The following is a 10,942-nucleotide window of genomic DNA, read 5'->3' as shown; positions in this document are numbered from 1 at the left end:
ACCACGGCCGACGCGCCGACACCCGAACGGCGCAGCTGAGCCCTTGGGTTGTGGCTGGGGTGAGCACATCGAAATTACTTACGGGACATCGCTTAGGCCGATTCCTACAGAATGATCGTCGATTGATATAGGTCGTTGACTGACGCCCAGTGGGCGCGCACCGAGCTGTTGTTGCCGGATCGGACGCCGAAACGGGGTGCGCGGTGACGTGGTCACCGGCAGGTGATCGATGCGATCGCGTTCAAGTACCACACCGGGACGCCGTGCATGGACCCGCCCGAGCGCTTCGGGTCGTGGAAGAGCACCCACAACCGACTGCAAATGTGGGCGGCCGACGGCACTTGGGAGGGGTCTTCACCACCCTTCCGGCCGAGGCTGACTCCGCGGGCGATCTGGAGTGGGTCGTCGCGGTCGACTCCACGATTGTGCGGGCTCATCAGCACGCGGCAGGGGCCCGTCCAAAGGGGCCCCTGCCGGCGAACCGGCTGACCATGCCCTCGACGCTCCCGCGGCGGGCTGACCACGAAGATCATCTCGCTGCCGACGGCCGCTGCCAACCGCTCGCCTTCGTCATCACGCCCGGCCAGGCCGGTGACGCATCTGCATTCGAGCAGGCCATGTCCCTAACTCGACTGCCGCGGAAGACAGGCCGCCCCAGAGTCACACCGGAGGTGGTCCTGGCTGACGTCCCGGGCGATCCGCCGTCATCTGCGGCGGCGCGGCATCCGCACGGGGATTTCGCAGCCCGCCGACCAAGCCGCCAATCGCAAGCGGCTCGGCCGCCACGGTGGCAGGCCGACGGCTTTCGACCGCGAGGCCTACAAGCGGCGCAACACCGTCGAGCGGTGCATCAACCAACTCAAGCAGTGGCGCGGCCTGGCCAGTCGTTACGACAAAGACCGCGACCATCTACTCATCGACCAGTCCGTACGGGCTCGCCCGCGCCCGGCCGGTTCCGCACCGGACGGTAACCCGCCAAGCGGCGGGACTCAGAGCCAGCCGCGGCGAGCAGCCTGCCAGGCGAGCTGCATCCGCGTGTGGGCGCCAGCGAGGGTCATCATGTGCTGGATGCGGCGCTGCACGGTGCGCCTGCTCAGCCCCATCTGACTCGCGATGGCCTTGTCGGCGACACCCGCCACCAGCAGCGAGAGCAGCCGGCGGTCAGTCTCGGTCAGAGGGGCGGCATCGACGAGCCCGTCGCTGCCCTCCACCCCGCCGGACGCGCTGACGTTCAGCGGGACCGCGGTCTCCCAGTAGCGCTCGAAGAGCGAGATGAGAGCCTCCAGCAGGCTGCTGCCTCGCACCAGCGCGGCCGTCGCCACATGGGGACTGCCTTGGGGCCCACCGGGAACCAGCGGGCAGATGGCGATGGCGCGGTCGGCTACGGCCAGGCGCAGCGGAAGGTGCGGGACCGACCGGGCCACCTCACCGGCGCGCACACCTTCCACGACGTTGTCGACGGCGCCCTCGTCGTCGAAGAAGGCCTGCTCGTACAGGACGCAGTAGCGCACCCCGCGGGCGAGAGCGTCATACTCGGCGCGGTTGCTGGCCGAGGGCATCGCCACGTACTGCGCCTTGCAGAACCAGAGCATCTCGTGGCGCGCGTTGTCCTGCATCTGCCGCAGGTGCTGGCGCAGCGCCTCCGCGCCGGTGATGACCTCGATGAGCTGGCCGGGGTCGTGCCTGCGGCGCGTACTGCGGTAGGTGTCGAGGAGGTTGGTGACGGCGGTACGGGCCTTGTCGAGCGCGTCGGCGTTGCGTTGCAATCGCGGCAGCAGCGCAACGTCGGGCGGGACGGCCGCATAGTGCAGCGGATCGTGGTCGGTAGTGCTGGCGAGGCCCTTGCCGCGCAGGGCCGCGAGGACGGCCTCGACGGAGGCGCGCGGGAGCCCGGTCCGGTCGGCGACCTCCTGGACCGATGCGGTCGCGGTCCCGACCAGAAGCCGGTAGACCGTCTCCTCGATCACCGTGAGACCTGCCGCCTCCAGCATGCCGTGACCCTCCCTCGCCGCGGCCGACACCGAGAAACGGAACGGCCAGTTAAAGTTTGCACCGCGGGTAGTTAAAGTTTGCAGCGCGAACCATCATTGGGCAAGCAAACTGCGGGTGCAGCGACGCCAGTCCCAACAGCAGTGACGGCTGTCGGACTGGCGGCGTTGCCGGTGCTCCTCAGCGCAATCACACGCGGAGCTCGGGCGCACGTTCTTGTCCGCGTAGTAGGTGCGGCTGCGGTTACGCTTCTGTCTGCACTCTTGGGCTGCATTTGATTGCCCTCTCGCGCAGGGATCCTCCGCCCACGGAGCCCCTCAAACCTGTGGCGGTGCTGCGCTGCCGATCCGAAGCCAATTTGCATCACTCGGGATCGGCATGTGCGCAACTTCCAACACCAGCCCACCGCATTCCGCCTTCGCCATGGAAATGCGCGCGGCCTAATCGGACGGCCATCGTTGAGACCCGGGCGCCACTTGATCAGACGTGGAAGGCTTGCCGAGCTAACGCACCCTCGCGCCAGCAGCGAGCGTCTCGCATCTCAGCACGCTTCAGGCTGAGGCGTTCGTGAAACACTGCCGGCTCCGTGGTAGCAGAAGCTAGCGCTTGAGGCGGTAAGACCCAAAAACGGCTACGGCAGGACGCCCGGGTGGCCGCGGAGCCAGCGGAGACCGACCAGGCGCCGTAAAGTCCGCAGTGCGGTAGGGGCCCGGTACCACACTCCGAATGCGAAGCTCGCCACCGGTACGCGGTACCAGACTGGACCGGCACAAGCAGCTTACTGTGGTTCAGGCAACACAGTAGCGGTCCGACTTGATGGCCCGAATCGATCATCGTGTCGATAGCGGCGATGCCAAGCCCCATACTGACCCGGACGATGTCGTAGTCGAGCGGCAAGGTGGCAGGAGAGGGCGTCTCACCAAAATGTATTCGCCAGGGATGGCGCGTACTCAAAATGGGGGTCATCAGATCTCCGGTCAGCATGAAAGAAAGTGGGGGGTTTGGGAGCCGTAACAGTGCCGCACCGGCGACGGGGATCGATGCGCAGGGCGCACTTGAGAGGCTCTTAGGGTTTGGGCCCGCGGTGCCCGGCTCGCCGTGCTGCTGCTTCGCCGGGCATGTGGGGGCCCAGATCAACTCAGGTGCATGGCAACCATGATCACGCCGCCACCTCAAGTAGGTCGGTAAAGGCGACGAGGGCGAGTTTATCTGCGGACGAGGGTCCGGCCGGTGGCGGGCATTTTCCATCGCCGCATTGCCAGTGATCGCGAGAAAGTTCCTATTCCTAGTACGTTCGAGGAGGGGTCACCCAGCGCACAGACGGAGGCGAGATGCCGAACAGCGGGCGAACAACCGGAACTTGCGGTGCGATGGGTAACAACGGATACCGGTGGCACCCATTCAGGCAGCCACCACGGACAGTTGCGGCTAGAGCCCTCACCGCCACGCTCCAGCACTGCTTTCGGAGGCTGGCTGGACTGATGCAGCAACCAGGTCGGTGAGCGTCTCCACCCAAAGCGCGCGGAGTCCTTGAAGCACAGCAAAACGCCTAGCTCCTAGTGTTCCGCAACACCGCATGAACCGGTCCAGACCACAATCGACAGCGGGCCGACATGGCGCCACAAGGCGGCTTCGCCGGCGGCATCGGCCAACAAGGTGTGGTCTACCGTCCCCATGTCTCCCAGTCAGCGGCCGATCCCTGAACGCCGTGCCTGCTGCGCCGTCGTAGGATGACAAGACCGCCGCTTCGTGGGAAGCAGCGGTCTTCATGGCGTCACTCCGTTTGTGGGCGGACTCCGACCTTCTACCGTGTCGCGCTAAGCGACTCAGGAGACAGGCGAAGGGTCATCTGAGACGTCAGAAGGTGACGTCAGAGCAGGCGTAGAAGGCATTGCCCGTGTCGGCAATTGTCCACACCCCGACGATCACATGGTGACCGCTCAGGCCCCGCGGCAGTGAGCCGCTGTGGGAGAGAGTGTTCGGCGGACGCTGTCCGTTGTAGGGCACCGTCAGGAACGGTGCCGTGTTGAGATCAGAGCGGGACAGGTTGTGGTTCTGGTTCCAACCCGGCTTCGTTATGTAGTACCTGAAATCCGTCGTGGCGTGAGGAGCAGTCATCTGCCAGCGGAAGGTGTACTGCTGCCCTCCCGTCACCTTGGTGGTGGGCCAGGCGCGGCCGGCGGGTGTACTCGGGCTGTCGAGCTGCGAGAATCGCGTGTTATTCGCCGAGCATATGCGGCCGTCCGCAGGGCCGGACGCCGGGAAGCCCTTCGGGCCCTCAACACTTTGCGGTTCCCATTGGATGGGTCCGCAGTCGGACACGGTGCCGTTTTGGCAGAGCTTCTGCCGGCTTACGGGAAGGTCCGTGTAGCCGTGTCCGCTGGCAGCACCGCTTGAGAGCGCGATGGCCCCAACGGTCACTATTCCCAGTACGGCTGCGGAGGCCTTGTTTTTGGTGCGCATATTGCCGCTCCTGCGTTGTGTGTGGGGGGGGTGTGGGGGTGTGGGGTGGGGAAAGCGAGCCGGGCAGGTGAAACTGACAGCGTGCTATCGTTCCGACCCGCCAGCTAGTATAGTTCGGGAAATCGAGACGCATACTGAGGCTGCCTGTACCTAAATTGGCTGCTCAGCAGTACAAGTTACCGCCCGGTGCCGCCCCGAGCATTTGCGAGAATCGCGTGTAGGCGTCGACCCGGCTCTGGACTTGTACAGGGCTCTTTCCGTCGCATTCGACTGAACCATTGATGCTCCGGATGGTCTGGCCAAAACCGGCCTGGTTGACCATGGCGTTGTGAGAGGTCATGGTACCCGGCCCGGACTGGGTGTTCCAATACCAGAGGGCGGTTTTCCAAGCTACGGCGGCATCCTTCTCTACCAGCCATGGATTGCGTAGCAGATCGAGGCCTAGCGCGTCACCAGCTGCTTTGTAATTGGAGTTCCAACTGAGCTGCATCGGACCGCGTCCGTAGTAAGCATCCCGGCCGGCCGGGCAACCGTATGGTTGCGTCGAGTTGCAGTAGTGGGGATAGTTGGCTGTGTTCTGCTCCACAACGTACACGAGGCCGCCGGTCTCGTGGCTGACATTGGCCAAGAATGCTGCGGCTTCTTGCCTCTTGACCGTTTCGCTTCCGGTGTTCGCGAAGCTGGGGTACGCGTTGAGGGCGGCCTTGAGGCCGTTGTAGGTGTAGAAGCTGTTCCGGTTCGGGAACATCTTGATGAACTGCGTCTCGCTCACCACGAAGGTGCCGGAGGGATTTGCAGGACCATTGTCGCAGGCGTAGGGATTCCAATACCACGTGCTGACGGTCGGGTCGTAACCGGGGTTGGGGTGTTCGGCGATGTACGCCTTACCGTCGGTGTAGCGCACGATCTCACCGGCGTTGTACGACTTTCCGGCCACCCAGGCAGGGTAGCTCGAACAGGCGGCGGCGGAGGCCTCGGAAGCTGGCAGGAGAACCGGTACGGCTCCCGCCAGAACGAGCGTGGTCACCAGGGCGGAGAGACGGCGTCTCAAGATGAAATCACTCCTCTGTGTAGCACGACCGCACCCAACAAGGGCGGATTATCCTTCCTTGTTGGCTCGTCCGGAGGTCCGGGTACGACGCAATCACGGCCGTGGTGGGGGATGCGTGAAGCACTCGCAACGGCTCGCGACAGCTTGGGGTGCTGTCGGCACCTCAGATATTGCCGTGAACGCAGCGGCTAACGTAGGAGTGGGGTTGCTGGCTGCTTGCTCATTGTTGCGACGTTTGTTGGTTCGGCAGGGCTGACCGTAGGTCTGCGTGACGTCCATCGGCTGGTAGGTGAGGAGTGCCGGTCTTGGTCACAAGCCAAGGGTTCCCGCCAGGCGGCTGGTCTGCCAGGCCGAGGTGCAGCATCAGGATGAGTGCTCGGGCCACCTGGCCGCGGTGCGGCAGTGTCACCGCGAGCCAGATGACTGACAGACCGTCTCATTGGGTCAGTCTGCGGTAGCAGAGGAGGGTGCAGGCGATGCTGGTGAAGGCCAGGAAGTGATTGGCTTTGCGCTCGTAGCCTGCGTTTGTAGGTCATAGCTGTGTTGCGGGTGCCCGGGCGGATCGGCCGCCTCAGGGGCACGCCGGACGTGGTCCTGGCCGACACGGCACATGCGTCCCGGGCAATCCGCCTCCGTCGGGCGCCTCGGTGACGTCGCCCGAATGCTCGCCCCCGACGGCCTTGAGGGACGTGTAGGAGAGCCCGGAATCAGTGCTGTAGTCGGTGCGGAGAAGCAGCGCCGAGAGGTCGTAGTCGGTCCTGTCCTCGGTCTCTTTCCAGTACACGAAAAAGCGCAGCTCCTCGCCGTCGACCCGGCAGGTCGACCCCCGCGGCAGTACGCCGAGCCCGGCCGCACTCGCCCGGCCGCTGAGCGGAAGCGCCACGTCTAGGACATCGGGGTCCAGCAGCAGTCGGCCAGGCACGGGGAGCCGACGGCGCACCTCGGCGTCGAGGGCGGCGATCATGCGATCGCGGTCGGCGGTCGGCACCGGCGGCCGGAAGTCCGGGCTCACCCAGGCCCGGCCACTGCGGTTCACGAAGATCCGCGGTTCGCCGCTTTCACGTGCCCGGTTGTGGAGGTGCTCGCGCACCGACAGCACGACCCGGCCGGAGACCTCAGGAGCGACCTGCACGGCGGCGGCCACCACAGCGTCCCGTTCGCCCTGGTCCGCGGCGATACGCAGCAGGAGGTCCAGGGCGCGGAACAGCTTGCCGGGAGCGGACCTCAGCAGCTTCACGGCGCCGAGGACGTCGGAGGCGGCGAGCAGTTCCTCGATCCGGCTGTCGAAGGACCGCGCCTCCTTCTCGCCCCGGGCGACCGCGAACACGTCGGCGGCGTGCGGCCAGCGCGGTACTCGTGCGGGTGAAGGCGTTCACCGAGCCGCTTGAAGGGCTCCCGATGCGCGTGCCCGTCAGCGAGCTTCCGCGGGTTCGCCGCGACCACGGCGTCGAGACCTGCAAGCAGTCTCCGGCGCAACGGCCGTGGCAGCGACCGGAACCGGGTCCGCTCCCACAGCGTGACGTCACCGCCCGACAGCGCGCAGGCCAGCCTGCAGTACGTCGGTGACAGTGTCCAGGAGGAGGTCGGCCCCGACACCGAGCCGGGCTTCGTTAACGACCGCCCGGTTCTCCCGTATCGGTATCGCCTCCGGCTGGGGGCCGAGCGCGCACCGCTCGGCAAGGGTCTTGAGATCGCGCAGGTCGTCCTCGCCCAGTGGTGTCGTGCCGCCGGCCAGGGGCAGGTACAGGTCGGTCAGTTCCTCGTCCAGGCCCCGGCCGAGATGCAGGACGGTGACCCGCTCGCCCGCCGAGGTGATCAGTTCCTCCTGAGTCGCGAGCATCTCCTCGTAGGTGTGCTGGTACCGGCCGTACGCGGGGAGGCTGAGCAGGTCCAGCACCCCGCTGCCCAGTTGCCCCACTACGCTCTCACGCGACGTGTCGTCGTCGAGGGCCTTCAGCACGCACTGCGCCCAGAACTCCTCGGTGTCCGGCACGTTCGCCGGGAAGTCGATGAAGTATGAGTTGTGCCGGACATGGTCGCCCAGCATCTCGCTCACGGTGCGCAGCGTCCGCCTGGCGGCGTGCACGACCGTGACCTCGGACAGCCCCGAGAGCCGCTCCAGCAGCTTCGCCGAGAGCTTGAAGCCCACGGATGTCAGCGCCGCGTCGAACTGTCGTGCGGCGACGGCTCCTTCCCCGGTGGAGCTGTGGGGAAGAGGGAGGCGGTGAGTGTGCCGGAGGACCAGTGATTCGAGATTGTGCAGCATTTCAGAGTGATCGCAGAGGTGCACGACCCGGTGCACAAGGGTTTAGTCAGCACAGCGGCCCTTATAGCGTTTCGTGGTGCCGGGTCTGGTTCCGGTGGTGGTGAGTGGTCGAGGACCTGGGAGAGTACAGGGAATCCGGCTTGGCTGGAGTACTGGTCCTATTCAGGTCTTGCGCCGCAGGAAGCGGCGGGCGAGAGTCGGCCTGGTGATTCTCAGGCGGACTCGCGAAGCCTCGGGCCCTTTGAGGTCACGGTAGAAGGCATATCGTTCGCGGATCACCGCGGCTGCCTGGGATAAGTCGACGAGCCTGCCGTTACCATCGGGTGGAACCAGCCAATAGGGTGCCCGCCTGTGAGGAAGCGCTTCTCTGGCCGTCCTGGCGGCATAGGGTGCGGGGCAGGAGATCACTCCTCCGGTCAGGAGAACGCCGTGCCCGTCGGAGACAGGCTGTAAGAGGCGCGACGTGCCGAAGAACTCGACTGTCCCCCGGTGAGCACTGTGCAGCACCGGGCCAACCGGGCCCATGAGTTCCAGCGCCTCTCGACCGAACGAGGCGCTGACCCGCAGTACGGAAAAGGAGCCCAGTGGGATGTCGACTAACTGCCCCGCATCCCAAAGACTCAAGCAGGTGGTTGGGACGGGATGGAAGCCGGCCAGCCACATTGCTCCAGCCGAGGCCTCTCGTTCAGCAAGAGTCGGGTCGTGCACTGTCTTCTCTCTGTTCCTCAGGCGCCGGCTCCAGTAACGTGGGTGCGAATCGGGGGCGCTCGGCGTGTGCATCATCACGGTCTCCTGACACGGGTGTGATGAGCGGCGCAGCACGTGCAGATGATGTCTGCACCGAACCGTCGGCGCCTCGACCGCAGCTTCACTGGACTACGGAGCCGCTGTCCGTGTCAGATAGGCGTACCGGCTCCGCCCAGTCGTGGATGTGCTCGACGGGAAGTCATGCCGGGTACACGCTGCGGATGCTGCGTCGCACAGAAGTCGGCGGGCGGAACGCATGGGCGCGCCATGGCGGAGCAGCGGCGCGCAGCAGCGCTGAGGGCCCACTGCCGGCCTGTCCACGAAGCGCGACCACCCAGCTGTGCCGACGGCGGATCTCGGCGGCAAGGCGTAGGTGTTCAGTTGGGCTTGCTTGCCACGTAACTGTGACGCTGCGCTGAATCTCATCCTGCGCGGTCCCTAATCAGGGCAGGCCTCTGTGCTCCAGGCAGGTCACCCCCGGGTCGTAAGGTGGCGCCGACCCCAAATGGCCCAGGTGTACGACGTGGTGCCCAGTTCAGGCAGGGGATGGCTTTGCCGTCATAGTTCAGTGCGTACCTCTGACCCGCGCGAGCGCCGTGGCATCAGGCCTGCCGGTGCTGCCGTTTCCGACGGTCTCCGGGCGTTGATGGTGCGTCGCAGATGTCGGTCGGGCCGGCGGCGGGCGGCTGTCCGGGAGCCTCGGTGCCGTGAGCGACAGGGGTTCACTTGTCCGTCTGCTGTCCCTGGGCGCCATATGCGGTACCGGGCCCGTCCATGTGCGGACGCATGGGGATTGTTGTGTCGAGGACGCCCGCGTGGCCGGCGCTACCGCATATGGCGCTGGCCACCGGTCATCGTGCACTTCCTCCTACCGGCCCAGCCGACAGGGTACCGGCGGCACGCCTCGTCATGCGTGAACAGGGCTGCGAAGGCTGTGGAGGTGGATCCGGTGGAGGTCGCTGGTGAGGGGACGCCATCGTGTGGGTCGGCGTCCCCTCACCGCCTGTCGATCACGCCCAGACCCACCTGATCGGCACTCGTCCGGCGCCCAGGTCGGCTATCTGATTGAAAGCGGCCGGACTGAGGTCCAGGTCTTCATCCTTACAGGTCGGGCACTTGTCCACGATCGTGACGTATACGACACCCTTCGGACCGCGAACCTTCAACTGCTTCCCGCAAGCCGGCGAGTTGTTCGGGTTGGGCTGACTGCCGTACCACCGCGGTGAAACAGCGACAACGAGCTGGCTGTCGTTACTCGTCCACCCACAGGCACCCTGGCCAGTGTTGTACCAAGTGCCGTCCCCGTAATGAACATAATTAACCGACACATCGGACGCCGAAGCCGGAACCATCGATGCGACCATAGAGCCTACTGACAGCACACAGGAGGCCAGGACTGTAGCCATTCGCATGGGGGCGGGTCGAGCGAATCCAGACATGACACGGAACATGTGTCCTACCTTTTTTCGGGGTTGGGGGGAGCCAGCGCTGCGCTAGCGCCATTCACCTTATGGGGGGCACACGCGCGACAATTACCGATTCTTGCTGTCTCTTTTTCACTTTCGAGCACAGGAAGGTCACGCCGAACAGCGCTGACTCGGGTGGCTCCTCGCGCATGCGGCGCAGTTCGACCTCTGCCAGGCCGGAGAAGACCCAGCGCAGCGATTCGGGCGTGTAGGCAAGGCCGCCCTGCAACCGGCGTTCACGGTAGAGGTCCGCGTCGGTGAGTTCCGACCCCGTTCCTGCCTCTCCGGCGGCGAAGCTGGTGAGCGCGAGAGGGCCGCCTGGTGCGAGGACGCGGTCGGGGAGGGCCAGGTAGCTGACGCGTCGGTGCGGCGGTAGGTGATGGAAGCGCCGAGATGCAGCAGTTGCTGTCCACCGGTGTCCGAACCCCTGGTATGACGATGATCCCGTCCACCGTTGGAGAACACCGCGGCGTTCAGGGCGAGTTCTTCGACTACCTTGAGCCGGCCGCGATCACCCACGGCGTTTCCGTGTCCTTCGGCGGGCGGGGGGCCTCCTGGCCGCAGGAAGCGAAGATGCGGTGCACCGCCTTGCCGGAGTACGACAGGCGCATCGCGAACAGGGACTCCTCGACCGGCTCGCCGGCCAGACGGATGGTCACGTCCCCCGAAGTCGACGACGCGGCTCCGACCCCGTCACCTCGTCTCGTTTTCTTCGGGGCCGGGCATGCTCAGCCCGGCCCCGAGGACACCGCCCGTCTTCCGCCCGTCGGCATCTCAAAGCCGCGTACGGCGGTGTCGAGTCAGGTGCGGCGCTGCTGGCCGCAGATTCCACCACCAGCCGTGGGCTTCTGCCCGGTCGGATCCCAGGCGGCGGCCGGCCGATCCACCAGGGACGGGCCGGTGAGAGGAGGCCCGCACGAGCCGCGATGATCAGGCGATGACCCAACGCCGCCTGCTAGG

5 protein-coding genes and 3 pseudogenes are annotated in these 10,942 nt (G+C 65.8%); 1 reads left to right on the top strand and 7 read right to left on the bottom strand.

Annotated elements, in window-relative coordinates; translation table 11 throughout:
• Window positions 1–213: 213 nt before the first annotated feature.
• Window positions 214–897 (top strand): annotated as a pseudogene (locus AB0F03_RS35460) (IS5 family transposase); the annotation flags it as partial.
• A gap of 92 nt (window positions 898–989) precedes the next feature.
• Here the strand turns inward: AB0F03_RS35460 and AB0F03_RS35455 are convergent.
• The 7 genes and pseudogenes from AB0F03_RS35455 to AB0F03_RS35425 form a co-directional block, all read right to left on the bottom strand.
• On the bottom strand, window positions 990–1,991 hold the full coding sequence (locus AB0F03_RS35455) for a helix-turn-helix domain-containing protein (RefSeq protein ID WP_361999979.1): 1,002 nt from the start codon (window positions 1,989–1,991) through the stop codon (window positions 990–992).
• A gap of 1,855 nt (window positions 1,992–3,846) precedes the next feature.
• Window positions 3,847–4,452 (bottom strand): lytic polysaccharide monooxygenase, encoded by a 606-nt coding sequence (locus AB0F03_RS35450; RefSeq protein WP_361999977.1) that lies wholly within the window; start codon window positions 4,450–4,452, stop codon window positions 3,847–3,849.
• 163 nt (window positions 4,453–4,615) lie between these two features.
• Entirely contained in the window at window positions 4,616–5,506 is an 891-nt protein-coding gene (locus tag AB0F03_RS35445) for a glycoside hydrolase family 19 protein (RefSeq protein WP_361999988.1), read from the bottom strand.
• 628 nt (window positions 5,507–6,134) lie between these two features.
• Window positions 6,135–7,769 (bottom strand): annotated as a pseudogene (locus AB0F03_RS35440) (hypothetical protein); the annotation flags it as partial.
• Between the two features lie 1,757 nt (window positions 7,770–9,526).
• On the bottom strand, window positions 9,527–9,868 hold the full coding sequence (locus AB0F03_RS35435) for an RlpA-like double-psi beta-barrel domain-containing protein (protein ID WP_361999975.1): 342 nt from the start codon (window positions 9,866–9,868) through the stop codon (window positions 9,527–9,529).
• 151 nt (window positions 9,869–10,019) lie between these two features.
• Window positions 10,020–10,367, bottom strand: a pseudogene (locus tag AB0F03_RS35430) (SAM-dependent methyltransferase); the annotation flags it as partial.
• Window positions 10,368–10,473: 106 nt separating this feature from the next.
• The gene (locus tag AB0F03_RS35425) at window positions 10,474–10,641 is read right to left on the bottom strand and encodes a hypothetical protein (RefSeq protein WP_361999972.1); all 168 of its coding nucleotides are present in this window, start codon (window positions 10,639–10,641) and stop codon (window positions 10,474–10,476) included.
• Window positions 10,642–10,942 lie beyond the last annotated feature (301 nt).

Source organism: Streptomyces sp. NPDC028722 (assembly GCF_040637655.1).
Lineage (GTDB): Bacteria > Actinomycetota > Actinomycetes > Streptomycetales > Streptomycetaceae > Streptomyces.
The sequence above is the reverse complement of the archived record's forward strand: the minus strand, read 5'-3'. Positions and strand labels throughout refer to the sequence as shown.

Coding starts and splice junctions, on each gene's coding strand:
- AB0F03_RS35455 (WP_361999979.1), bottom strand. CDS start 1,991: ATGCTGGAGGCGGCAGGTCTCACGGTGATCGAGGAGACGGTCTACCGG.
- AB0F03_RS35450 (WP_361999977.1), bottom strand. CDS start 4,452: ATGCGCACCAAAAACAAGGCCTCCGCAGCCGTACTGGGAATAGTGACC.
- AB0F03_RS35435 (WP_361999975.1), bottom strand. CDS start 9,868: ATGGTTCCGGCTTCGGCGTCCGATGTGTCGGTTAATTATGTTCATTAC.